Consider the following 25,962-nt stretch of genomic DNA (forward strand, 5'->3'; position numbering starts at 1 on the left):
CTCAGGTGACGGAGAAGTCCTCGAAGGCGGCGATCCCGCGGGTGCCGGTCCAGCCGTTGGCCGCTGTCATGAAGACGCCGATGTCCTGGGTGTCGGCAGCGCCGCCCGGTGTGGCGGTGCCGACCTTGGTCCAGGAGACGCCGTCGCGGCTGCACTCACCGGTGTACGCGTCGCCGGAGCGCGTCAGTCGCAGGTGCACCGGGGCGGCCTGGGAACCGGCCAACTCGATGGAGTCGAACTGGCCGTTGCCGTCGGAGTCCCAGGACAGCGCGCAGCCGTTGGACGGAGTCACCGCCAGGTTCACGTAGCCGGCCGAGCCGTTCTCGGACAGGTCGTTGCGGACGATCAGCCCGGCGCGGGCCCAGCCGCCGGTGGTGTCCTGCGAGGTGACCCGGACCGTGGCGGTCGAGGAGGAGCCGAGGGCGGCGGCCTGGTAGACCGTGCCGAACTCGTTGGTACCGCTCCACAGGTCGGCGCCCGCGCCCTCGATGGCCAGCGCGGCCCCGGACTGGCCGAAGACCGCGTCGTTGAAGGAGGCTGTTCGGTAAGGCGCCTGGACACCGGTGCCCGCCATCAGCCGGACCGCCATCGAGGCCGAGCCGCGCGTGCCGCCGGTCCGGTAGGACGCGCCCACCGGCACCCGGGAGACCAGCACGCTGGCAGTCTTGGTGAGGGTGACCCGGAAAGTCGCCGAGAAGGTCTCGCCCGGGGCGACCGACGCCGCGGTGGTCGCCCCGGCCGGCTCGGCGGTCATCCCCTCCGGCGCTTCGACGGACAGCGTCACGTCCGTCGCCGGCCCGAAGCCGTTTCGGTTGGTGAACGACACGGTCACCGTCACCGGGCGGCCCTCCGCCACCGCGCCCCGGTCGGCGGACGCGGTCAGCGTCACCTGGTCGGGATCGGCGGCCAGGGTGTCCCGCACCTGGCGGGCCAGCTTGTGGATGTCGCCGGACGTCTTCACCGCGTAGCTGTCGTGCTGGTGCGCCCAGCGGTCCTCCAGAGCGAACCAGTCGATCTCGGCCGGCTCCCGGCCGGCCGCGAGCGCGGCGGACAACTCGCCGAAGTATGTCTTCCAGCGCGTGAGGTACAGGCCGCCGACCAGCCCCGACCATTCCCGGTTCGCGTAGTCGTGCAGCCCTTCCTCGCTGCTCTCCCGGCCGCCCCAGGTGGTGATGATCGACCGTGCGTCGTACTCCAGCTGGTCCTTCTCGGCCCTGGTGGCGCCCCAGGACCGGGCGTCGGCCAGCCACCGTCCGAGCAGGTGCTGCGGAGACGTGGCCAGCACCTTGTCCATCAGCTTCATCCAGCTGAGCCAGGTCCTGGTGAGCCGGTCGAAGCCGGCCCGGTCACCGGCCTCGTACGCCGCCTTGATCCGGGGCAGCAACACACGGCTGCGGTTGGACAGCACCTGACGGGTCACGTCGGCGAGGTCGTAGGCGTAGGCGGAGCTGTCGCGCAGTCGCGGCGCGACCTGGAGCAGTTCGGTGAGGGCCGTGTCGAAGACCGTGGTGTCGTAGCGGTCGGCCTCCGGGCCCCAGGCGGCGGCCTTGTTGGCGCCCAGGCTCGGCCGAGCTCCGAACAGTCCGTCGGGCGCCTCGCTCCACGCGTCCTTGCGGGTCATGTTGTACGCGGTGTCGCGGATCGTCTTCCAGGCGGCGAGGGCGTGCGGGTCCTCGCCTCCGTACCGGGACACGGCGTACGAGGCGAACCAGTCGTCGAGGTCGATGGTGCCGGGTGCCCACGCCAGGTCGGTGAGGAGCGCGAGCGCGGGTGCGTTGTTGTCGGCGGCCTCCGGCATCGCCGCGATCCCGGCGAGCGCGCTGCCTTCCTTGTCACGCCACTTGGGGTACTGCTCCACCCAGTCCGGGGCGTTGGCGCCCATCGGGGTGTGGCCGCCGAAGTTCCAGATGCTGCCGAAGGCGTACGGGGTGCCGCCCCAGTCGCTCTCCCGGTCCGTGACGGTGGTGTATCGGTCGGACAGGCCGTCCACGATCAGCATCCGGGATTTGTCGACCCCGTCGAGCAGCGCCTCGGACGGGTTGGACTGCCAGCCCAGGATGGCCCAGATCGCGCCCGGATGAGCTTTCTGGAGCGCCCCTTCGACGCCTGCCGCGGCTTCGTCCACCGGAACGTCACCGGGGTTGCCGCCCTCGTGCAGCAGGTCCATCTTGTACATCGTGCTGTCGCCGAACCGCTCCGACTGGGCCTGGTAGAAGGCGGCGGACACCTCGTCGAAGGCCGTGGTGCGCGGGTCGAGCCAGTCGGGTCGCTTGAAGGCGCCCCAGTCTCCCTGGGGGACCACGGCCGCGTCCCCTCCGTGTCGGGCGACGAAGTCGTCCGGCACGGTGCCGAAGTAGCCGGGCAGCACTGGTGTCATGCCCAGTTCGCGCACCCGGTCGGCGATCTTCCGGGCGAGATCGGCGCGCCTCTCGATGAGCCGCCTGGACACCGGACCGCCGAACCCCGACATGTTCTGCAGCAGCCACCACGGCTGGTGGGCCGGTGCCGGAATCCACGCCCGCATCTCGGCGTCCGAGTAGCCGAACTGCCGGAAGGTGTCGTAGTAGACGGCATCGCCGCCGGTGTAGACCAGCACCCTGTTGATGCCGTGCAGCGCGAGCACGTCCAGCTCGCGCTGCCACGCGTCCCAGTCCCGGTAGGGGCCGGTGTAGCCGTCGTTGGTGTCGTTGAGGGCGAACCGGTGCGGCACGTTCGCCGATCCGGCGATCTCCCCGTCGGGGGCGGGCAGCAGCCTGGGGAGGTTCAGCTGTTCGCCGTTCCAGGAGATGTCGGCCTTCGCCGCCCGCGCGAGATAGGTGTTGAGCCCGGTGAGCAGCACCGCCGGGCTGGTGCCCTCCACGGTAATCGCCCCGGCCCGGCCGGTGACCTTGAACCGGTCGGCGCCCCCGGCGGCCGACGCGCGCAGCGTCACCTGCCGGTGGTGGCCGGGCAGCAGCCGTCGCAGCGCGACCGACGCGGGGGTCGCGTCGAACGGCTTGCCGGCCTTGTCCGCGGCCCCTGGGGCGGCGTGGGCACCCGACTGCGGGGCCAGCAGCACCACTCCGCCGAACGCGGCCGTCCCGGTCAGCAGGCGTCTGCGGCTGAGGGGTTGATTGCCTGTCATGAACGTCCTCTCAGAACTTTTCGGATCTTCCGGACCGTGGTACGGCCGGGCCGGACCGTGGTACGGCCGGGCCGCGGTCCGGATCAGGCGACGGTCATGGCGAAAATGTGCAGCGCGGGAACACCGCTCGACACGCCGTCGCTGACCTTCGGCAGTACGACGGAGTGCAGTTCCCTGTCCTCCAGCTCGACGCCGAAGGTGTAGAGACTGACCGGGTTCCTGTCCTGGCCCGAGGGGGTGTTGCGGTACGGCAGTACCACCGCGGCGGCGGGGTCCGCCGAGTACCAGTCGGGGACCTCGACGGAGAAGGCCTGCTCCGTACCGTCCGCGTACACGACCTTCCCGGGCCCCTTGCCGTCGCCCCAGGTACTGGTGCCGAGGAAGGACAGCCGCGATCCGGTGCCGGACAGCCGTACGGTCCGCCCCGAGGACACCACGTTGTCCTTGGCCCCGGGCTCGGTGTCCGGCCAGGTGAAGGCCGTCCCGCCGTAGGTGACCGAGGCACCGGGAGTCAGTCCGACCGACGCCAGCGCCTGGGCGGACAGGCTGGAACGGGAGGCATCGATGTCGGCGGTGGTAGTGGCGTCGTCGGAGGAGATGCCGGCGTTGTCGAAGGCGCTGACCAACGACCGGTACGGCAGGTTCAGCAGCGAGGTCGCACGGGTGCAGTCGGATCCGTTCTCGTGCACGTCGAAGAGCGCGTGCGCGACGCACGGGACCACTCCCTCGGCGTCGTCGGGCAGCCGGGTCCTCCAGGTGCGGGTGACCGACCGTCCGGGCGCGATGCCGCCCAGGCCGTCCGACTCCTCGACGTCACCCACCGCGAGGTAGAGAACGGTGCCGCGCAGGGTGATGCCGGTGGTGTTCCTGAGGGTGGCGGTCAAGGCCACGGCCTCGCCCGGCTCAGGGGTGGCCGGGGTGACGGTGAGGGAGACGGGCGGCGGGAGGAAGTCCTGTTCGGGGCGGTAGGCGGCCTGGGCAGGGCGATGGGTTGTCATCTCGTCTCCGCTGAGAAGTGGTCGAACACGGCCTGCACGTTGGTGCCGGGGTAGTTGAGGTTCACGGCGCTCGCCACCACGCCGGCATCCAGAACTCCGCTCGCGGAGGGGACGTTCACGCTCGTGATCTCGGTCCAGGAAAGGCCGTTGTTGGTGCTGAAGAACGCGGTGAAAGTGGTGCCGTCGCGGACCAGGCGCAGCCAGGCGGGGTGGGTGGAGCCGCCGCCACCGGCCCAGGTGTCGAGCCGTCCGTCGCCGTCGCTGTCGGTCATGAACTCCAGGCCGAACGACTTCGACATGGTGAGTACGGCGTAGCCGCCCTTCTCCGGCGCGGTCAGGTCGTTGGCGACCGCGATGCCGTACTTGGCGGTCGGGTTGTCGCTGCCGGTGAGGCTGACCGTCTTGACCTGCACCACGCTCGACTCGGCGGCGGATCCGGGAAGGAGGATGCCCCCCTTCTCGTCGGTGCCGCCGGAGAGGTCGCGGCCGCCCGCCCAGATCACCAACTGGCTGCCGTACTGGCCGAACTCGGCGTCGTCGGTGGTGGCGAACGTCCGGTACGGGTCCCGCACCTCATTGGGCTCGTAGGGCACCGTGAACGTCTTCGCGGACCGCGCGCAGTCGCTGCTGCGCCCGTCGACGTCGAAGACCACGTGCGCGGTGAACGACACGTTCCCGGCCACGTCGGCCGGCATCGCCGTCTCCCAGCGCCGGGTCGTCCTCGCTCCGCGCCGCAGGTCGCCGAGCCGGATGGTCTTCGCCGCCGTGGTGGCGCCGGGGTCTATCAGGTGGAGCACGGCGTTGCGGAGCGGGAAGGGGCAGTCGTTGGTGAGGACCGCGGTGGCGGTGACCGTGTCACCGCCGGCCGGCTCGACGGGTTCCGTGGTGACGGTGAGCGCGGGCCCCACGGTGTCGAACCGGGTGCTGTTTCGGATTCCCATGCCGCTCACCGGGCCCAGTCGACGGTGAAGACGTTGGCGATGTCGCTGGGCAGGGAGGACGGGACGGTGATGTTGATCTTTCCGTCACGGCGGGTCCACCGCAGACTGCCGTTCGTGCCGAGCAGCCGGATCCGGGAAGTGGCGCTGATGGGGATGTCGCCGGGCACCGAGAGGGTGCCGCTGGGCGCGCCCAGCACGATGATGTTGAACTTGCCCGGGGAGACGGTGTAGCGGATGCCGAGCGAGCCGCCCTCCTCCTCCGCCCGCACCCAGGGCGTCGACCCGTAGATCGCCGGGCCGTTGACCTTCAGCCAGGCGCCGATGTCCCGCAGCCGCTCCTGCATGATCTCGGGGATCGTGCCGTCCGGCCTGGGACCGATGTTGAGCAGCAGGTTGCCGTTCTTGCTGACCACGTCGGCGAGCAGCCGGATCAGGAACTCGGAGGTCTTGTAGTCCTCGTCCGGCTCGTGCTTGTTGTAGCCCCAGGAGTAGCCCATCGTCATGCAGCACTCCCACTTCTGCGGATCCATCGTGGGGTTGGTGCGCTGCTCGTACGTCGCGAAGTCGAAGTGGGTGTCGAACCGGTCGTTGACCACCACGCCCTTGGGGCGCTTACGGTTCTTGGCCTGGTTGTAGTAGTGGGCCAGGGGTTCTTCGCTGCGCCACGGCGGTTCGCCGGTGGGCCGGAACCACTGTCCGTCCGCCCACAGCAGCTCCGGGTCGTAGCGGTCGATGATCTCGTGGAGCTGCTTGAGCTCGTAGTCGCCGATGTAGTCCTCGACCGGCCTGTAGCCGGTCATCGGGATTTCCTGGTCGGTGTAGAAGTTGCGCATCGGCCGGCCGATCGCCGGGTTGAAGTACTCGCCGAGCGAGTAATACAGGCCCGGGCGCACGGTGCCGCGCCTGCGGGCCGCGGTCATCAACTCACCGACGAGGTCGCGCTTCGGGCCGTACGCCACGGAGTGACGGTCCGTCACCTTGCTTGGGTAGAGGGCGAATCCGTCGTGGTGCTTGCTGGTCAGCGCGAAGTACTCGGCGCCCGCCTGCTCGAACAGCTTCACCCAGGCGTCGGGATCGTACTTCTCGGCCCTGAACCGCGGGATGAAGTCGTCGTAGGTGACGTCCTCGCCGTAGGTGTCGCGGTGGTACTTCCACTCGGCGGAGTCCTTGGAGCTCTGGTACCAGAGGTACCACTCGGAGGCACTTCTCGGCGTCGCGCCGCCGATCACCGAGTAGACGCCCCAGTGGACGAAGATGCCGAACTTGGCGTCCTTGTACCAGCGCGGCACGGGATGGGTATCGAGGGACGCCTTGGTGGGCTGGTAGTCGGGTATGCCGGAGCCGCCGGGCACCGCGCCGCCGGAGAGGGCCTGGGCGGTGCCTGGCGGGGCGAGCAGCACTGCGCCGCCGAGGGCGGCCGCGGTGGTCATGAAGTGTCTGCGGTTGACTGCCATCAACGTGCCTCTCACTCGTGGGTGGAGAAGGAGTCGAAGAGTGCCGTCGTTATCTGGCCGGGATAGTTGAGGTTGACTGCGCTCGCGATCAGCCCGGCGTCGCCGGTGCCGCTCGCGGATGGCACGGTGGCGGTGGCGACCTGCTGCCAGGTGGTCCCGTCGGAGCCGGCGTACGCGGTGTAGGCGGTGCCGTCGCGGACGAGCTTCAGCCAGGCAGGGTGGTACGAACTGCCGCCTCCGGCCCAGGTGTCGAGCTTCCCGTCGCCGTCGCTGTCGGTCAGGAACTCCAGGCCGAACTGCGCGGACATGGTGAGCACCGCGTAGCCGCCCGCCTCCGGCGCGGTGAGGTCGTTGGCCACGGCGATCCCCGCCTTGGCGGACGGGCCGCTGCCGGTCTGGCCGACGACCCGGGCGGTCACCGTGCCGGACGGCGGTGCGGCGTCGGCGAGGTAGACCGCCGCCTTCTCGTCCTGCCAGCCGGAAAGGTCCTGGCCGCCCGCCCAGATGGCGAACTGGTCGCCGTTCTGGGCGTATTGGGCCTCCTCGGTCGTAGTGGCGGTCGTCAGATACGGAGAGCTCACCTCTGACGGAACGGGGGTCACCGTCGCGTCCACGCTGTCGGAGTCGTGGCGTGTACGGCCGTCCTGGCGGAAGGAGGTGCGTACGCCGATCCGGTGGGTGCCCCAGGCCGCGTCGGCCGCGGGTGTCACGGTCCAGGTGACGGTGGCGCTGTCGCCCGGCGCGAGGGAGCGGATCCGCGCGCTGCCGGCCGGTTCGGCGGACCAGCCGTCGGGGAGATCGAGGCGCGTGCTGACCTGAGTGACCGCCCTGGGACCGGTGTTGGTGACGGTCGACGTGATCTCCGTGCCGTCGCCACCGGCTTGCAGGGCCGGCCGGTACGGAGTGAGCCGGACGCGGGCCGACGGGCAGTCGCGGCCCGCTCCGAGGGTGGTGAGGTCGACGGCGTCGGCGAACGCCTTCATGCCGGTGTCGTTCGGATGCAGGTGGTCACCGGAGTCGAACGCGGCGGCGTAGCGGGTCAGGTCGTCCGGGTCCCGTACCGCCTTGTCGAAGTCGGCGTAGTCGTCGAAGACGCCGTCCGAGTCGCGCACGAACGCGTTGACCTTCTGCCGGTCTGCCTCCTTGGCCTCGGTCCACCAGTCGCCCCAGCCGCGGTACGGCACGACGGTCGCGCCGATCAGGCGCAGCCCGCGGGCGTGGACACGGCGTCCGATCTCCTTCATGCCGCCGATCACCTGGTCGCCGGTGGCGCCGCCCCAGCTGAGGTCGTTGACGCCTTCGAACAGGATCACCGTCCGGGCGCCCGGCTGCGACAGCACGTCGCGTTCCAGCCGGTCGAGTGCCGACGGGTTGCCGTCGACCCCGGCCGTGATCCGGTTGCCGCTGATGCCCTCGTTCAGCACTCCGGCGGTGGACGAGCAGGCCGACAGGCGCCCCGCCAGATAGTCGGGCCAGCGCCGGTTGGCGTTCGCCGTGGAGGACGCGCCGTCGGTGATGGAGTCGCCGAGCGCGACGACGGAGCCCGCCGTGTCACTACCGCGTACGTCGACGCCGGTCAGGAACGGGAAGGTGGAGTCGGTCCTGGTGAAGGCGTCCCCGGCGGCGTCCGAGGCGTGGTCGCCGCCGCCGTCGGGCGTCCAGTAGACGGTCTGCAGGCCCATCCAGTGCTGGCTTATGTGGGTGAGCCGGCCGGGGAAGTACAGGCTGACGACCAGGTCGCCGCGGGCCGGCACGGGGACCCGGACGGCATCGCTCACCGCCTGTTCCCCGGCGGCGATCGTCACCTCGTCCTTGCCGCCGAACCGCAACTCGTGCGGCTTCGCGACAGCGGATCCGCCGTCACCGCGCCCCACGGTCGCGTGGCCGATCGTCACCGGCTCGGTGGTGAAGCCGTTGGTCAGGCGGACACGCACGCTCGACCCACCGGCGCTCACCCGCACCGGTATCCGTACGGTCACCTCCGAGATGCCCGGGTCGTACGAGGCGTGCTGCGCGGTCGCCCAAGTCCCTGTCCACTCCCCCAGCTTGGCTCCGGCCTCGGCCGGAGTCACCGGGAGCAGGGACACCAGGACGGCCGCCACGGCGGCGCTCAGGGCTGCGAATCTTCGTCGTCCACGTAGGGGTCCAAGCACGGGTCCTCCTCAGGAACAGCCGCGGCCGAGGCCGAGCTCAGTCAGGTCGATGGAGTCGGCGAAGGCCTTCATCCCGGCGTCATTGGGGTGCAGATGGTCACCGGAGTCATACGCCGCATCCAGCCGCCGCGGATCCGCCGGATCCCGTACCGCCCGGTCGAAGTCGGCGTACTCGTCGAAGACCCCACCGGAGTCCCGGACGAAGGCGTTGACCTGCTGCCGCCGGGCCTCCGTCTCCTCACTCCAGCCGCCCCAGGTGAAGTCCTTGTACGGCGTGATCGTGGCGCCGACGACCCGCATCCCGCGCCGGTGCGCCCGGTCGGCGATCTCCGTCATCCCGGCGATGATCTGCTCGGCACTCGCCCCGCCGAGATCGTTGATGCCCTCGAAGAGGATCAAAGTCCTGGCCCCCGGTTGGGAGAGCACGTCCCGTTCGAGACGGTCGAGGGCCGAGGGGTTGGTCGCGGTCCCGGCGGTGATCCGGTTGCTGGTGATGCCCGCGTTGAGCACCCCCGCACCGGGCCGGCAGGCGTTGAGGCGGGCGGACAGCAGGTCGGGCCAGCGCTGATTGGTGTCGGCCGTCGAGAAGGACCCATCGGTGATCGAGTCGCCGAGCGCCACGACCGACCGGGCTTTCGGCGCGGTCACATCGACGCCGCTGAGGAAAGGCCAGCTAGTGGTGGTCCAGGTGAAGGCGTCACCGGCGGTGTCGGCTGCGTGGTCGCCCGCCCCGTAGTCCGTCCAGTACACGGTCTGCTGCGCCCACCAGTGATCGGTGATGTGCGTGACCTGACCGGGCAGATGGAGACTGACCACGAGTTCGGCCAGGGCTGGCACGGCGAGTCCGACCGGATCACTGACCGCCTGGCCGCCCGCCGGGACGGTGACCGCGCGCTTCCCGCCGAACCACAGGTCGTGCGGGCGTGCCACGGCAGAACCCCCGTCGCGCAGGCCCACCGTCGCGTGCCCGATCGTCACCGGGTCGGTGGCGTAGGCGTTGGTCAGGCGAATGCGTACGGATGAACCGCCGACGCTGGTGTGCACCGGCATCCGCACCGTCACCTCGGACATCCCCGATACCTCGTAGTGCTCGCTGGCCGCTGTCGCCCAGGTCCCCGTCCAGCCGCGCCAATCCGTCTGCTGACCGGCCTCCGCGGGTGCCGTCGTCCCCGCCACGACGGCCACGACCGCCAGGAGCAAGGCCGCGAGTCTGCCGCCTATCGCATGCATGCGCCGCCCCCTACCGTTCCGCGCCGGTACGCGCGAGGGCCCGGTACGCCTTGGTGGCGCCCTCGGCCTTGAGGTTCACGAACGCCGGGGTCACGCCCAGCGGTGCCGCGTACCCCCTGAGCGTCACCGGACCGCGTACGACCTTGCCGTTGGTGACATCCCGCCATGTTCCGGTCGGCACGAAGACGTCCCGGGTGGTGCCTTCGTCGAGCTTCGGCGCGGCCAGCACGGCCGGGCCCAGCATCCACTCGTCGGCGACCGTGTAACTCGCCCCGTCCTTCGGGAAGTCGAAGAACAGTGGCCGCATGATCGGATCGCCGGTCTTCACGGCGCCCTGCACCTGATCCCAGATGTACGGGGCCAGCCGCTCGTGCGTCGCGATGGCCGACCGGTAGAGGTCGACCGTCTCCCGGTCGTAGCCGACCCACTCGCCGGTCGTCGCGTCCCGTACACCGGTGGGCGAGGTCGAGGCGTACATCAGCGGCATCAGGGATGCCGCCTGCGCCCACCGGGCCAGGACCTCCTTGGTGGGTGGCGGGTAGCTCAGTGAGCCGCCGATCATGTCGGTCTCGACGAAGGGGTAACCGATCGTGGAGACCGCCAGGTTGGCCGAGACCGCGGCGCGGAGCCCGGCGAAGGTGGTCGGTTTGTCGGCCGTGCGGGTGGCGAAGCCCTTGTCCTGCGCGGCGTTCCAGGCGACCCGTAGCCCGGCTCCCTGCTGGTCGAACTCGTCGGCCAGCTCGGTGCCGTACTTCACGTAGTCGACGCGGGTCGCCCCCGGATACGGGGCGCACCGGTCGTCGAAGAAGGCAGTGTCGAACTTGAACCCGGCAACCCCCAACTCGCTTGTCTGTGCCTGGAGATCGTCGGTGTACCACTGCCGGGCGGCCGGGTTGGCCAGGTCGATCAGGCCGGTCTGCCGGCCGTTCCACCAGGTGAAGAGGCACGGCTTGGTCGGGTCGGACGGGTCCTTCAGCAGGTACCCGTTGTCGACTGCTTCGGAGAAGTTGGCGGCGGTCTCGGGCATGTACAGGCCGGTCCACATGCCGAGGTCGAAGCCGAGGCGGTCGAGTTGCTCGGACAGGGCGGGCAGGTCGGGGAAGCGTTCGCCGAAGTCGGCGGCGATCACGCTCTCCTCGATCTGCACCGCGTGCCCGCCGAGCCCGGCGCCGGCCAGCGCGCGGGCCCAGTCGAGGACGTTCTCCTGGGTCTGCTCTCCGTAGAGCTGGGCCCAGGAGTTCCAGAGTGGGGTGGCGTACTGCTCGTAGGGGGTGTCGGAGCGTTCCGGCCTGCCGACCAGCGCGATGTGGTCGCGGTAGACCTCGGCGGGGGTGTCCTCGACGAACACCGTGGAGGCGGCGGGCCGTTCGCCGGTGACGGTGAACTCGCCGAGCCCGTTGCCGCCGCCGTTGATCCGTACGTCCATCGGGTCGTTCGTCTTCGCCCGCAGCCCGGTGGCGCTCGAGGTGTACCAGAAGGGGGCGACCACCTGGTACGACGCCGGGCTGAACCCGGCGTCCACCAACTGCCCCGAGTCCAACGGCCACGGCTGGACCGTCTGGTCGCTGTTCTCGCCGTGCCCGTACCAGTGCCCGGCGCTGCTGAGGTCGTACGCGGTGCTGAGCGCGTCGGCCCGGGCCCCCGACAGGTTCCAGTTCAGGTCGTACCGGTCGGAGCGCAGGGTGATCCGCAGATCGACGGTGACGCCCGGCAGGTCGGTCGCGGCGGTGACGCGCAGGGAGTTGCCGTCACGGGTGCTGCCGGTGGCCTCCCGGACGATGTGCCAGTCGCCGCCGATCCGGAACCGGAACGCCCCGGGCGCGGTGGCCAGGACGGTCCGGCCCGCCCGCACGGTGGTGACCGCCAACCGGTCCGTGGCGATCCGCAGTTCGTAGGCGGGTGTCGCGAAGGTGATCGGCCCGGAGTCGGCGGCTGCCGGAGCCGTGCCGAGCAGCGGGGCGGTCAGGAGCAGCGCCGCCGAGCCGGAGCGGACAGCTCGTTTCCCGATGACGGGCATCAGACGCCGCCGCCGCAGGTCAGCTTGGCGTCGGCCCAGTCGGCGTGGTCCGTGGAGACATCGCCGTCGCCGTCGACCAGCAGGTCGAGCCAACGGGCGCCGGTCACGTCCACATCGACCGCGGCGCCGCCGTCGGAGCCGTGCAGCACCGGGCTGTCGAACAGGGAGCGGCCGTCGGCGATCACCTCGAAGGAGACGCTGCCGTTGTCGCCGACCTCGTCGTCCACCCCAGCGGTCGCGGTGAAGCGGGTGCAGCCCCCGCCGAGGTAGACCCGGATCTGGCTGTTGGCGTGCACGCCGAGTCCCTTGGCGTACGTGGTGCCGCCGATGCTCAGGGATCGACCGTCGCCGGCCGCGGACTCCCCGTTGGAAGCGTCCTTCTCCACCGGACCCCAGCCGTTGACCGCCTTGACCAGAGTCAGGTCGCTCACATGGGCGTCGGCGGACAGCCCGGGCGGTGGCACCTGCACGGCCCGTACACCGGTGACGGTGCCCGGACGGCCGGGCTGGGTGAGCTTGGCGGTCGCGGACAGGACGGCGTAGTGGACCGGGTCGCGGGGCGGGGTCACGGTGTAGTCCGCGGTCACCGTGTCGCCGGGCCGGATCCGGTCGAAACGGGTGGTGTCGTCGGTGGTCGCGGTCCAGCCGTCGGGGGTGGTCAGCGTCAGCCGTACGTCCCGGGCGGTGGGCGCGCCCTTCGGCACGGTGAGCGACACCGGAACCTCGGTGGCGGTACCGGTGCCCAGGAACGGCTCGGCGTCGACGGTGACATGCGCGCCGGCGGTCGGCATGGCGTAGGTCTCGGCGTCGTACGAGGGCGCGGTCACCGTACCGACCTTGATCCCGCCCGCCGAGGCGCCGAGGCCGACGAGCTTCGCGGCACCCGGGCCCGCACCGGCCTCGGTGGACCACACGGCCAGGGCGATGGTGTTGGTGCCCTGCTCGCGCAGTATGCCCTTGGGGACGACGAACCGTGTCTGGGGTCCGGTGTCCGGCAGGTAGCGGCCGATCAGCCAGCCGTTGACGAAGATCTGGGCGCGGTAGCCGGTACTGCCGCCTTCGGGTTCGGCCAGGTCCAGCGCGATCGCGTTGTCCTGGCCCTGCGGCAGGTCGAGCCGTGCGGAGGTGCGGTACCAGCGCACGCCGGGCTCGTTCTTCCCGGTCTGCCGAGAGAGGCGGGTGCTCTTCCAGCTGCCGTCGGAGTACCCCGGCAGCGACCAGCCCGCCCGCTCTCCGTACAGCCCGCCGTTGTTGTACGGGCCCCGGGCGGTGTCGACGGGGTCCTCGCCACCCCGGCTGCCCTGGATCTTCCAGGTGAGAGTGGAGGCGCCGCCGATCACCTCGGCGCCGAGCAGTCCGCGCGGCTCCTTCGAGTAGTCGTGGCCCCATTCCTCGTTGTGGCCCGCGTTCTCCACGAGGACGGAGAGGACGTTGTCCGCGCTGTCTCCACCGGCCCTCAGCGTGTCCGCCGGGATGTCGAAGGTGTGCGCGCCGTCGCCGGAGCTACCGAGGTAGCGGCCGTTGAGCCAGACCGCGTACTGGCCGGTCGGGCCGGTGTTGGCGTCGAGCGCGAGCGCGGTCGCCCTGCCCGTGGTCTCGAACCGGCCGCGGTACCAGACGTTGCCGTGGTGGTAGCCGTACTCGTCCATCGCAAGGACCGGCAACGACCCTGCCAGGTCCGGGTTGTTGGCGGTGAGGCGGTCGGCGGTGGTCCAGGTGGCGTCGTCGAAGTCCGGGGCGGACTCCGGTGCCTCCTCCTTGTACTTCCATGTCGTCAGCCTGGGCAACTCGACGGGGCGCGGCGCCTGGGTGACGGCGACCCTGCTGCCGTTCCAGGTCACCTTCTTGGCGTCCGCGATGACCTCGATCTTCGCGGCCTTGGTGGAGTCGCCGGTCAACTTCAGGGTGCCGTCGGCCGGTTCAGCCGTACGGACGAGGGACGGGCCGCGTACGAGGACCGGGCCCGAGGCGGTGTCCTGCCGCCACCAGTGGGCGGTCTCGGCGGTGTCGGCGATCAGCAGTTCCATGCCGTTCACCAGCACCCGGGCCAGGCCCCTGTGCGTGTAGTTCAGGCGCAGGTCGCCGCGTTCGGCGTCCCAGATGGTGGTGACATCGCCGTCGAGGACGGTCACCTTGGGGCGCTCGGCGTAACGCAGCACAGTCTCGCCTGCCTCGCCCGCACGCCCGTACAGCAGCGCCACGTCCCGGTCGCCGATCCGGGCGTGCGTCATGATCTCCGAGGTGGAGTAGACGAGCCGCTGACTCTCGCTCAAGTCGTAACCGGCTACGAGGAGTTTGGCGTCCCGGCCGTCGACGGTGATCGTTCCCTGCTGCGGCACGCGTGGGTAGTCGCCGTCCGCGCCCTTCAGCGACAGGGTGGTCTCGTCCCTGTCCTTCACCCGGGTGTCGGCGTGCCGGACGGTGAAGAACTGGGTGCCGTCGTCGGGGTTGACGCGCCGGTCGATGCGCAGGGCGTCGTCGGACGGGGCGGGGGCCTCGGCCTTGTCGGTGCGCGCCAGTGAGGTGACGGAATTGACCATGTACCCGAGGCGCTTGAACTCCTGGTACTTGTCGGTCGGTTGGCGGGACTCGTTGATCGGGGCGCCGTAGTCGTACGACGTGTAGACCGCGTTGGGGTCGGCGAGCCAGCCCCAGTTGGTGCCGCCGTACGTCATGTAGAAGGACTGGCCGCTCACTCCGGCGGCGATGTTCATCTTGCTGAACACCCGGGTGAAGTCGGTGCCCGTGAGCTTCGCGCAGTCCTGGTATCCGGTGCCGCCCCAGGGGTCGAAGGCGCCGCCCTGCGCCTCCGGGATGAGCAGCGGGGACTCGGGCTTCCACTCGTTGACGTACGAGTAGTCGGGCAGGTTCTTCCAGGTGTCGGGGTCCTTGCAGTCAAAGCCCTGCGGGTAGGCGTCGAAGCCGTAGATGTCCGGGGCGCCCTTGCCGCTGACCCAGTTCTTGTTGGCGCCGCCGTCGTTGACGAACGTCGGGACGTCGATGCCGTCCTCGCGGGCCCAGTCGATGAGAGTCTGCATGTAGTCGGCGTCCTGGCGACCGCCCTGGTACTCGTTCTCGACCTGATAGAGGATCACATTGCCGGTGCCGCGCGTGAGTTGGTGGCGCGCGATGATCGGGTTGATCCGGCTCATCCACTCCCGGGCCGCCTTCATGTACTCCGGCTCGGAGGTGCGGTTCACGCCGGCCTGCGTCTTGCGCCAGGCCGGCATACCGCCGCCGGAGACCTCCGCGTTGATGTACGGGCCCGGGCGGGCGATCACATACAGGCCCGCGCGCTCCGCCTCGTCGAGCAGCCGCTCCACGTCACGGATGCCGGTGAAGTCGTACGAGCCCGGCTTGGCCGAGTGGTAGCCCCAGTCGAAGTAGAGCGAGACGGCGTTGAATCCGCCCGCCTTGATCTTCTGCAGGACATCGCGCCACGCGTCGGGGCTGGGCAGCCGGAAGTAGTGGAACTCGGCGCCCCAGATGTACAGGGGTTTGCCGTCGACCTGCACGGCGTACTGGTCGTAGGTGACGGTGTGCGGGGCCCGGGCCCGCTGTTCCGTCTGGGCCTGTAGCTCCGCCTGGGCCTGTGTCACGGCGCCCGCGCCCGTCAGGGGCATGACAGTCAAGGCCGCAGCGAGCAGCAGGGACCTCCACTTCCCCCTCATGACGTCAGGCCCTTCACGACGGCCGCCCGCGCGGTCTCGATGTCATTGGCGTCCTTCGTCCGGCCGTCGAGGTTCCGGGTCGCGGTGGCGAGGGCCTCGGTCAGGGCGTCGCTGTCGGTGCCGCCGTTCTTCTTCCGCAGCTGGGCGATGAGTTCGTAGTCCTCGATGCCCTCCTTCAGCTGCTCCCAGCGGATGCTGGACATCGGGCCGTCCTTGCCCGGGTAGACCAGGTACTCGTCGCCCTGCGTGAAGATGTGCACGGGCTGTTTGAAGGGGTCGCTGGTCCAGCTGTTGTACGACCAGCGCAGGAAACCGTCCAGGTTCCGCTCGGCGGAGATCCACGGCAGCATCCGCGACTCGACGGCGGGCGAGAACGAGAGCGTGTTGGGGTGGGCCGGCGCGCCGTACACGTAGAAGGTCGTGGTCTTGCCGGCCTTGCGCCGTTCGGCCACCTTCTCCTTCGTCATCGCGTCGATGCCGCCCCAGTCGACGGACAGGTTGGATGCGACGCCTTCGGTGCTGATCGAACCGGCCACGGAGATACGGTCGTCGAAGACCGGCGCGACCTCGTGGACGAAGTCCTTGACGACCGTCATGGTGTCGATGGGCCGCTCGTCGAAGGACAGCCAGGTGTCCTCCAGCCAGCCCTTGACCTTCAGGTGCTTCTCAAAGGCCGGGAGGAATGCTCCCCACGCCTCCCGCCAGCGGTCGCCGCCCAGATCGACGATCTCGTAGACGGTCCTGCCGGTGCGGGTGTCGGTGTAGGTGAGGTGCTCCTGGTCCTGGAACGCCAGCATGGAGAAGGCACCGATGTCGGGCCCGAGACCGGCGCGTCTGGCGGTCTGGACGTACTTGTCCCAGCGGCCGAAGTCGAAGGAGAACGCCTTTCCGTTCCAGGCCCAGCCCACCATGCTGGTGTACGGGGTGGCGGTCTGCGACTCCCGGGTGCCGAGCGACCACTGGTGGTGCCACGGGTTGTCGACGATGGTGGTGTTGATGACCTTCTGGCCGCGCGAGGCCAGGTCGCGGTTGTACGTCTCGATCAGCTTCCAGTGCTGGTCGGACCAGAGCCTGACGCCGTGGTTCTTGGCGATCGTCTCCGGCTGCGCCCATACGTCGAGGAAGAAGCCGTAGTCCTTGGGATCGGGGACGCTCGCGTCCGCGACCTCGATGGTCAGCGGGTAGGTGGTCCGGGTACGGCCGTCGGCGTTGACCTTCACCGTGCCGGTGTAGGTGCCGGGCTTGGCCGACTTGGGGATGTGGAAGGTGAACCACAGCGGTTGTGCGGCGTACGCGGGTACGTCCACCGAGGACCGCTCCTCGATCGCGTCGCCGACCACATCGGGGTTGCGGTCGCCGGACACCTCCTTGCCGGAGCTGACCTGGTCGATGGTGGCGGACCAGTCGACCTCGCTCTTGGAGCGCTGCACCGGCACGTACTTGACGAACCGGACCTGGGTGTCGGCACCGGACAGCTTCGCGCCGCCGGGCCCGGTGAGGTCGCCGACGACGGCCTTGACGTCGTCGAGGTCCTGGCCGGAGGCGATCGCCAGTTGCGCCGACACCTGCTCGTTGCGCACGGCGGCAAGCTTGAGCTCCTTGGTGTCCTTGCCCTGGATGGCGGTCATCGGGTAGCGCGGGACCCGTTCCTCCGCGGAGCCGGCGAAGGAGCCGGTGGGAACCCAGGTGATGGTGTCCCTGGTGCCCATGGCGTCGGCGACCTTCGCGGTCAGCCAGGTGGTGGTGGCCTTGGAATTGAGGTCGGTGACGGTGGTCGTCGTACCGGTGACGGCGATCGCGGTGGTGCTCGCGGCCACGACGACGCCCGCGACGAAGCCGGCGACAGCTGAGGACGTACGTGCCATGGGGGTGGGTTCCCTCTCTCATGGACGTGCAGGGAGTGCTCCCCGGCAGGCCCCAGGGGGTGGGAGGCCTGCCGGGAAGCGGGGTGGTGCCGGTCGTGACTGCTTTTCAGGAGGTGACGGAGAATCCGCTGAAGACGGCTTCGATGTTCTCGCCGGGGTAGTTGACGTTGGCCGCGCCGGCGACCATCCCGGCATCACCCGTGCCGGTGGCCGACGGCACCTGGGCGGTGCCGACCTGCGACCAGGTGTCGCCGTCCTTGCTGGCGTACGCGGTGTAGGTGGCGCCGTCCCGGGTCAGCTTGAGGTACGCCGGGTGGTAGGTGGAGCCGCCGCCCGCCCACGTGTCGAGCTTCCCGTCGCCGTCGCTGTCGGTCATGAACTCCAGGCCGTAGCTCTGGGTCATGACCAGCACCGCGTAGCCGCCCTTCCCGGGCTCCGTCAGGTCGTTGGCGAGGGCGATGCCTGCCTTGCCGACCGGTGAGGCGCTGTTCTGGGATACCAACTGGGCCTGCACGGTGGCCTTTTCACCGGCCGCGTCGTCGCGGTAGATGACGCCTTTCTCGTCCTTCCAGCCGGACAGGTCCTGGCCACCCGCCCAGATGGCGAACTGGTCGCCGGCCTGGGCGTATTGGGGGTCCTCGGACGTGGTGTCGGTCGTCAGGTACGGCGCCTGCACACTGCCCGGGGCGGCCTTCACCTGCGCCCGCACGGTGTCGGACACCTTCTGTGAGCCGTTGGATCCGGTGTAGGTGACAGTGCCGGTGAGGTCGTGGCTGCCCCATCGGGCGTCGTCGGCCGGGGTCACCGTCCAGGTGGTGGTGAGTGTGGCGCCGTTCTTGAGGGACTTCACGGTGGTCGGGCCGGTCGCTTCGGCAGTCCAGCCGTCGGGCAGGTCCAGTGCCGCTGTGGCGTTCTTGAGGGTCCGGGTGCCCCAGTTGGTCACCTCAGTGGTCACCGCGAACGGCTTACCGGCGTCTGTGGACGGGGCGTCCGGGGTGATCAGGACGGAGGCTGCCGGGGCGTCGTCGCGCTTGAGCGCCTTTACGGCCTTGGCGGCGCCCTTGGCCTTGAGGTTCACGAAGGCCGGGGTGACGCCGAGCGGTGCCGCGTACCCCTTGAGGGTCTTGGGGCCGCGGATCACGGTGCCCTGGTTCACGTCGTACCAGGTACCCGGCGGGAGATGGACGGAGCGGGTGGCACCGGTGCTCAGCTTGGGCGCGGCGAGCACGGCCGGGCCGAGCATCCACTCGTCGGTGACCGTGTAACTGGCCTCGTCCTTCGGGAAGTCGAAGAAGAGCGGCCGCATGATCGGATCGCCGGTCTTCAGGGTGCTCTGCACCTGATCCCAGATGTACGGGGCGAGCTTCTCGTGCGTCTTGATGGCCTGCCGGTAGAGGTCGACCGTCTCCTGGTCGTAGTCCACCTTCTGGCCGGTGGTGGTGTCGTTGGTGTCGACCGGCGAGGTTGATGCGTACATCAGCGGCATCAGGGAGGCGGATTGCGCCCACCGCACCAGTACGTCCTTCGTCGGTGCGGGCTGGCCGCCGGAGCCGCCGATCATGTCGGACTCGACGAACGGGTAGCCGATGGTGGAGATGGCCAGGTTCTGGGTGGCGGAGGCGCGCAGGGAGTCCCAGCCGGTGCCCTTGTCGACCTGGCGGGTGACGAAGCCGGCCTCGTGGGCCGTCCGGTTCCAGTGCACCCGGATGCCCGCGCCCTGGAGGTCGAACTCGTCGGCGAGCTCGGTGCCGAGCTTCTGGTAGTCCGTGGCCTGGTGTCCCTCGCGCGGCGCGCACTTCTCGTCGAAGAAGCGGGTGTCGAACTTCAGCCCGTCGATGTCGTACGTGTCCATGAGGGTCTTGAGGTTGCCCTCGTACCAGGCCTTGGCTTCGGGGTTGGCCAGGTCGATGATTCCGGCCTGGCCGTTCCACCAGGTCACTTCGCACGGTTTGCTCGTGTCCTTGGCGTCCATGAGCAAGTAGCCGTGGTCGACCGCGTACTGGTAGTTGTCGGAGTCGAGGTTGATCCACAGGGTGACCCAGATGCCGAAGTCGAACCCCATGTCGTGGATCTTGTCGGACAGGCCCTTGGGATCGGGGAAGGTCTTGGGATCCCAGGTCAGATTGCCGTAGTTGGACTCCCACTTGTCGTCGAGCTGGATGGTGTGCCCGTCCAGACCGTTGTCGTGGAGGTCGGTGGCGTAGTCGAGCAGCTTCTCCTGGTCGACCTTGGTGTAGAACTGCGCCCAGGAATTCCACAGCGGCTTGGCGTACTGCTCGTACGGGGCATCGGACTTGGCCGGCTTGCCGACGATGCCGACGTAGTCGCGGTAGACCTCCAGCGGGGTCGACTCGACGAACACGGTGGCCTTGTAGGTGTCGGGCGACTCGACGATGAACTGCCCGAGGCCGTCCTTGCCCTTGTTGAGCGCCACGTCCATGACGTTCCCGGTGTCGATGCGCAGACCGGTGGATCTGGAGGTGTACCAGAACGGGTCGATCATGTTGTACGACGCCGGGCCGAAGGCCTTGTGGTCGACTTCACCGGCGTCGAGCGGCCAGGGCTGGTTGACGCCGGGACCGCCCTGCGGGGTCTCCGCCTCGCCGTGGCCGTACCAGTGGCCGGCAGATGACAGGTCGTAGGCGAGGCCCAGTTGATCGGGGCTGCCGCCTTCGACGTCCCAGGTCAGCTGGTAGCGGTCGGCTTCGGGCGTGAGCCGGGCCTTGACGGTGGCGCCGTCGAGGGTGGTGTCGGTGGTGAGAGTGAGGACGCCGCTCCGCCACGTCCAGTCGGTGACCGCGGTGGCGTGCTCCCACTTCCCGTCGGAGCGGAAGCGGAGGCCTCCGTCGTCGCCGCCCGCGGTGCCGAGCACAGTTTTTCCGGAGCGCTCGGTGGTGAGGGCGAGTGCGTCGGTGGCGATGTCGACGGTGTAGCCGGGCGCGTTCTTGCCGCCTGGGACGGACAGGGTGAGGCCGTCCGCGCTCTGGGTCACCTTCGGCCGGGAGCCGGTGTCCGCCTGAGCCTTTGTGGTGAGGGGTCCGGTAACAGACGGTATGAGTGTCAGGGCCAGAGCGGCGGCCAACAGCGTTCCGGGACTACAGGATTTGTGCCGTCTGAGCGGTTGGATGCGCACTCATGTCCTCCTGCGGGGCGGGGCGTTGCTTCGCAGAGCAGCACGGCAAGATCATGCTCATTTCTGCTCATGTTCTGGCTATAAACGTCAGCTGTCAACATTCACTTTCATGATTTCTCGGCCACACCACGGGCCACTGCCGCCCCTGGTGGGGGTCACCTGACCAGGTCCGCGCACTACTTGGGGAGTCGGCAGGCCTGGAGGGAAACGGCTGTAAATTCTGCGTGAACCGCGCCCGATTCGGGGGATTCCGCCCCGACGGGGGCCGCAGCCGTGGCAGACCTCGCCCCCTCCGAGAACAGTCAACTGCTCTACACCGAGGCGCCCTTCGCACGGTGACCCGGCAGGCTCCCCAGGCAACCTTCACCCAGTGGCGACTCTTGACATCCTGCGCGCCCTGTTGGGCATGATGGTGATTAATGCTCGAACCGAGCGGTTTTCAAGCAGAAACAATCAACAGGTTGCAGCGAAGGTGGTATTCCGTGAAACGGCACCTCATCGGCATCGCAGCAGGTGTGACCCTCGCGCTGGTCCTCAGCGGATGCGGCAAGGGAGGTTCGTCCGGCGACGGCGATTCCGACGGAAAGACGATCAGATTCGTGGCCGCCAAGTACGACGACGACACCCAGCCCTACTGGGACAACCTCATCAAGGCCTTCGAGGCCCAGAACCCCGGCTACCAGGTCGAGTTGGAGGTGGTCGACTGGGAGCAGCTCGACTCCAAGGTCAAGACGTACATCCAGACCGGGCAGCAGCCCGACGTCCTCAACTACAACAAGTTCTCCGACTTCGCCCTCGACGACCTGATCTACCAGGCCAAGGACATCGTGTCGCCGAAGGTGCTCGACGACTTCCTGCCTCTCTTCGCCGACCAGGCGCAGTACGAAGGCGTGCAGTACGGCCTGCCGTTCATCTCCAGTGCACGGCTCTTCTTCTACAACAAGGACATCTTCGACAAGGCCAGGATCTCCGAACCGCCGTCCACCTGGGCCGAGGTCGAGGACGCCGCCAGGAAGGTGAAGAAGGCCGGGGACATCCCACTGGGCCTGCCGCTCGGCGCGGAGGAGGCCCAGGCCGAGTTCTACATCTGGGCGATGAACAACGGCGGGGGCTGGATCGACAAGTCGGGCAAGTGGACGGTCGACCAGCAGGCCAACGTCGAGACGCTGGACTACTTACGGAAGCTCACGAAGGCCGGGCTGACCCAGCCCAACCCCGAGGCCACCAACCGCAAGGACGTCTTCAACCAGTTCGCGCAGGGGAAGATCGGCATGGTCAACGGTGCCGTCTTCATGCGCAAGGGCTTCCTCGACACGGTCGACAAGAACCTGAACTACGGGGTCGCGCCACTGCCGAGCAAGGACGGCACGACCCACAACACGCTCGGTGTCCAGGACTACCTGGTGGCCTTCAAGAAGGACGAGGGCAGGAACCGCGAGGCCGTCAACAAGTTCCTCGACTTCTTCTACCAGAAGGAGAACGCCTCGAAGTTCCTGTCCACCGAGGGATTCCTGTCGGTCACCAAGTCGGCCGGCGACGCCCTGAGTTCGGATTCCGCGTACTACAAGCCGTTCGTCGACGCTCTGTCGGGCGCACGGTTCGCACCCACCGACAACCCCAACTGGTCGGCCGTCGAGGGCGCCGTGAAACAGCGCATCGGCACCGCCGTATCGGGCGCGGAGCCCAAGAAGGTCCTGGGCGAAATCCAGGAGACCGCCGAGAAGGACGGCTGACGGGGTGGCCGTACAGGACACCGCTGCACACAGCACTGGCTCCGGGTCCACCTCCAGGTCCGGCTCGGGGTCCGGGGAAGGACGGACGCCGGTGGCACCGGCGCGCGGCTCGCGCCACGCCCGGAAGGGTCTCCGCCTGCGGTCACTGGAGCCGCTGCTGTGGCTCGGCCCCGCGCTGGCGCTGATCCTCGGCGTGGTCATCTGGCCCGTCGTGGAGATGGTCCGCACGTCCCTGATGGACATCAGCTCCACCGGAGTGACCCGCGGCTTCGCGGGTGGCGCCAACTACGCCGAACTGTTCGCCGAGCCGGACCTGCCGGGCGTCGTACTGCGCACCCTGGTGTGGGTGGTGGGAGTGGTCACGGTCACCATCACCGTCTCGCTGGCACTGGCGCAGTTGCTCAACTCGCGCTTCCCCGGGCGCCGGATGGTCCGCTGGGCGCTGATCGTCCCCTGGGCCGCATCGGTCCTGATGACGGCGCTGACCTGGCGCTGGATGCTCAACAACTTCTACGGCGTCGTCAACCGCGTACTCATGGACGTGGGAATCCTGGACAAACCGGTGAACTGGCTGGCCCACCCTGCCCAGGCATTCGCCTGGATGATGGCCGTGGCCGTCTTCGTCTCCCTGCCGTTCACCGCCTTCGTCATCCTCTCCGGCCTCGGGACCATTCCCGCCGAGGTGTACGAGGCGGCCCGCCTGGACGGCGCGGGACCCGCCCGCACCTATCTCTCCGTCACGCTGCCACTGCTGCGCCCCTCCCTGCTGGTCGCCGCCATCATCAACGTCATCAACGTGTTCAACTCCTTCCCGGTCATCTGGGCCATGACCCGCGGCGGTCCCGGCTTCGCCACCGACACGACCACGACGTACATGTACAAGCTCGCGTTCGACAACCAGGCCGTCGGCGAGTCGGCTGCCATGGCCGTCGTGAACTTCGCGCTGATCCTCCTGGTCGTGCTGGTGTATCTGCGCGTCGTCCGCAGGCGAGAGGAGATCGGCTGATGTCCGCCGTCACGGCCAGTTCCACAACACCCCAATCCGCGACGGCCCCATCCACAACGACCCGGCGGCGTCCTCCCCGGCTGCGGACCGTCGTGCTCACCGCGGTGGGCTGGCTGGTGGCCCTGATGTTCCTGGCGCCTTACCTGCAGATGCTGTTGACGGCGCTGAAGCCGACACCGGAACTGATGAAGTCGCCGCCGTCCTATCTGCCGTCACGGTGGGAGTGGTCGAACTTCGCCGACGTCTGGTCGCTGAAGGACCCGCCGGTCTCCGACGCGCTCTGGTTCTCGCTGTACGTCGCCGGGATGTCCACGCTCCTCACCCTCGCCGTGGGGCTGCCCGCCGCGTACTACACCGCCCGTCACCGGTTCCGCGGACGCGGCGCCTTCCTGCTGCTGGTGCTCGTCACTCAGATGTTCGCGCCGACCGCACTGCTGGTCGGCATCTACCGGGAGATGGTCAGCCTCGATCTGACCGATACCGCAGAGGGGCTGATCCTGGTCAACGCGGCGTTCAACCTGCCGTTCTGCATCTGGATCCTCAACGCGTACTTCGCAAGCATCCCCAAGGAGTTGGAGGAGGCGGCGTACATGGACGGGGCCGGCCGGCTGGGCGCGATGGTGCGAGTCACCCTGCCGTTGGCGCTGCCCGGAGTGGTGACCGCGCTCGTCTACACGTTCATCGGGGCCTGGAACGAGTACGTCGTCGCCCTCACCATCACCTCGTCCGGCGACCGGACAACGCTGACCAAGGCAATCCCCGGATTCGTCACGGCGTACCAGGAGCAGTGGCAGTACCTCTTCGCCACGTCACTGATCGCCATCGTGCCGGTCGTCGTCCTGTTCGTCTTCGTGGAGCGCTACCTGATCAGCGGTCTGACGGCCGGTGGCATCAAGTGATCTGCAGGCACACGCATTGCGCTCCTTCACGAGGCGGGCTGCGGCTGCGGCCTGCAGCGCTCAGGGGGCTCAGGCCCGGACGATCTCCACACCCGCCGCGGCGAACGGCTCGGTCAGCTCCGGGCCCGCTGCCTTGTCGGTCACCAGAACGTGGACGTCTTCCACCGGGCAGATCCGGGCGAAGGCCCGCCGACCCAGCTTGGAGGAGTCCGCGACCACGATCACGCGTTCGGCACGGCGGGCCAACGCCCAGTTGATACCGGCCTCACCCTCGTCCTGGGCCGTTGCCCCGTGCTGGACGTCGATCGCGTCGACGCCGATGAAAGCGTGGTCAAGGGTGATCTGCGCGAGCATTCCGGTGGCGAGCGGTCCGGTGAGCTCGTACGAGGCCGGGCGGGCCACTCCCCCGGTGAGGACGAGCTTCACGTGGCGGCGTACGACCAGCTCGTTGGCGATGTTCAGGGCGTTGGTGACGACCGTCAGCGCGGGGGGCCCGGCGCCCTCCGTGCTCAGATCGGGCCTGATGGCCAGCGCCCGGGCGACCGCGGTGGTCGTGGTGCCGCCGTTCAGACCCACCACGGCACCCGGCTTCACCAGACCCGCCGCCGCGTTGGCGATCCGCTCCTTCTCCGGAGCGTTGCGTGCGGCCTTGTAGCGGAGCGGAAGGTCGTACGCGATGGCGTTGATCACGGCGCCGCCGTGGGTACGGGTGACCATTTGCTGGCGTGCCAGCTCATCCAGGTCGCGTCGGATCGTGGCGGAGGAGACCTGAAGTACTTCCGCGGCGGCCTCTACCTCGATCCGCCCGTCGCGCGTCAGTATGTCCAGCAAGGCGCTCCATCGGTCCTGCGGTGCCGCCATGCGTCGTCCCCTGTCCGTGGTGTCCGGACCCGTGAAAGCACGAGCCGTGTCCGATTCCCTGAAAGGCAATGCCTGTTTCAGCAGCTTAGACGGCCAAAGGCGGCACTCTTGAGCACGAGCCTTTTGCTCTCCGGCTCCCTGCACGGTCGCCGCGCCGCGTCGGGACGGTCCGGTCGTCCGCGCACGGCCCGGGCGGACAGTGACGTACAGCCCCGTACACCGGACGAGTCGCGGTCGGCGGGAAGCCAGTGGGCATGAATCAGCCACGCCCGGACCGTGCGCGGTCACGTCCCCGCGTGGACGTATGCCGCCCAGACGTGTCGGCACTGTGGGACGCGGTGGCGCAGGTGTCGCGCGGCGCGGTGAAGGACGGAGGACGGGCGATCCGCTGTCACATGGCAGTGGAAGGCAAGGCGCGGGGGCTCGGGCGATACCTTCGACGAAGCCAAGTACCGAGCGCTGGCCGAGTTCGCGCAGGATGAGCGAGAGCAGCCTGGACCGGGTCGTCGCAGCGCCCACCGAACGCGCAGCCGGAACGGGCGGATTTCACCCCCGCGGGGTCCCGAACCTTGATGGGGCCAGCAACTGGGCACCCCCAACCGTCCCACCGGCGACAGCCTCACCGAGGCGGGCGATGGCCCTGCCGGCGAACGCCATGACAATGAGAAAGGCAGCGTAGAAGGCGACCGCTTCCGGCGGCGAGGGCGTGCGGTTCGCCTGTGGAACGGCGCTGGTCAGGTCACCTGGTCGTACCGGCCGAGGAATCGGAACTTCCCGTCCTTGACCTGGTACAGGAAGCTCGTGTTCTCGGGTCTGAGTCCGTGGGTGATGTCCTGGTTGAAGCGGATGGGCTTGGCCACGCCGTCGTAGCTGAGTT

Annotated in this window: 14 protein-coding genes; 3 read left to right on the top strand and 11 right to left on the bottom strand. The window is 69.0% G+C overall.

Features of this window, described 5'->3' with window-relative positions:
• Position 1: 1 nt before the first annotated feature.
• The 10 genes from ACH4YP_RS46615 to ACH4YP_RS46660 form a co-directional block, all read right to left on the bottom strand.
• Complete coding sequence (locus tag ACH4YP_RS46615; protein ID WP_398497529.1) at positions 2-3,124, bottom strand: alpha-N-acetylglucosaminidase TIM-barrel domain-containing protein; 3,123 nt, start codon at positions 3,122-3,124, stop codon at positions 2-4.
• An 83-nt stretch (positions 3,125-3,207) separates the two neighbouring features.
• Positions 3,208-4,122, bottom strand: a complete 915-nt coding sequence (locus ACH4YP_RS46620; protein ID WP_398497531.1) for a beta-glucosidase — start codon at positions 4,120-4,122, stop codon at positions 3,208-3,210.
• A complete protein-coding gene (locus ACH4YP_RS46625; RefSeq protein WP_398497533.1) occupies positions 4,119-5,063 on the bottom strand; it encodes a hypothetical protein in 945 nt (314 codons plus the stop codon). Before ACH4YP_RS46625 ends, ACH4YP_RS46620 begins: the two co-directional genes overlap by 4 nt.
• Positions 5,064-5,068: 5 nt before the next feature.
• Entirely contained in the window at positions 5,069-6,493 is a 1,425-nt protein-coding gene (locus ACH4YP_RS46630) for an alpha-L-fucosidase (RefSeq protein WP_398497535.1), read from the bottom strand.
• A 35-nt stretch (positions 6,494-6,528) separates the two neighbouring features.
• Positions 6,529-8,670 carry a GDSL-type esterase/lipase family protein gene (locus ACH4YP_RS46635; RefSeq protein WP_398497536.1) on the bottom strand — a complete coding sequence of 714 codons (2,142 nt, stop codon included), beginning with the start codon at positions 8,668-8,670 and terminating at the stop codon, positions 6,529-6,531.
• A gap of 9 nt (positions 8,671-8,679) precedes the next feature.
• Complete coding sequence (locus tag ACH4YP_RS46640; protein WP_398497538.1) at positions 8,680-9,900, bottom strand: SGNH/GDSL hydrolase family protein; 1,221 nt, start codon at positions 9,898-9,900, stop codon at positions 8,680-8,682.
• A gap of 10 nt (positions 9,901-9,910) precedes the next feature.
• Entirely contained in the window at positions 9,911-11,917 is a 2,007-nt protein-coding gene (locus ACH4YP_RS46645; protein WP_398497540.1) for a glycoside hydrolase family 31 protein, read from the bottom strand.
• Positions 11,917-15,540, bottom strand: coding sequence for a beta-galactosidase (locus tag ACH4YP_RS46650; protein ID WP_398497555.1), 3,624 nt, complete (start codon positions 15,538-15,540; stop codon positions 11,917-11,919). The genes ACH4YP_RS46645 and ACH4YP_RS46650 overlap by 1 nt, the downstream gene beginning before the upstream one ends.
• 44 nt (positions 15,541-15,584) lie before the next feature.
• Positions 15,585-17,453, bottom strand: coding sequence for a glycoside hydrolase domain-containing protein (locus ACH4YP_RS46655; protein WP_398497542.1), 1,869 nt, complete (start codon positions 17,451-17,453; stop codon positions 15,585-15,587).
• A gap of 106 nt (positions 17,454-17,559) precedes the next feature.
• Positions 17,560-20,580 (bottom strand): TIM-barrel domain-containing protein, encoded by a 3,021-nt coding sequence (locus ACH4YP_RS46660; RefSeq protein ID WP_398497557.1) that lies wholly within the window; start codon positions 20,578-20,580, stop codon positions 17,560-17,562.
• A 488-nt stretch (positions 20,581-21,068) separates the two neighbouring features.
• On the opposite strand from ACH4YP_RS46660, the gene ACH4YP_RS46665 reads away from it, so the two are divergent.
• The 3 genes from ACH4YP_RS46665 (at position 21,069) to ACH4YP_RS46675 (ending at position 24,224) form a co-directional block, all read left to right on the top strand.
• Positions 21,069-22,319: an extracellular solute-binding protein gene (locus ACH4YP_RS46665; RefSeq protein ID WP_398497544.1), complete on the top strand. Its 1,251-nt coding sequence runs from the start codon at positions 21,069-21,071 to the stop codon at positions 22,317-22,319.
• A gap of 91 nt (positions 22,320-22,410) precedes the next feature.
• Positions 22,411-23,325 (top strand): carbohydrate ABC transporter permease, encoded by a 915-nt coding sequence (locus tag ACH4YP_RS46670; protein WP_398497546.1) that lies wholly within the window; start codon positions 22,411-22,413, stop codon positions 23,323-23,325.
• Positions 23,325-24,224, top strand: a complete 900-nt coding sequence (locus ACH4YP_RS46675) for a carbohydrate ABC transporter permease (protein WP_398497547.1) — start codon at positions 23,325-23,327, stop codon at positions 24,222-24,224. Before ACH4YP_RS46670 ends, ACH4YP_RS46675 begins: the two co-directional genes overlap by 1 nt.
• A 69-nt stretch (positions 24,225-24,293) precedes the next feature.
• Here ACH4YP_RS46675 and ACH4YP_RS46680 read toward each other — a convergent pair whose 3' ends face one another.
• On the bottom strand, positions 24,294-25,085 hold the full coding sequence (locus ACH4YP_RS46680) for a DeoR/GlpR family DNA-binding transcription regulator (RefSeq protein ID WP_269649119.1): 792 nt from the start codon (positions 25,083-25,085) through the stop codon (positions 24,294-24,296).
• Positions 25,086-25,962: the final 877 nt, after the last annotated feature.

The sequence above is a fragment of the Streptomyces sp. NPDC020747 genome, assembly GCF_044334695.1.
Classification (GTDB): Bacteria; Actinomycetota; Actinomycetes; order Streptomycetales; family Streptomycetaceae; genus Streptomyces.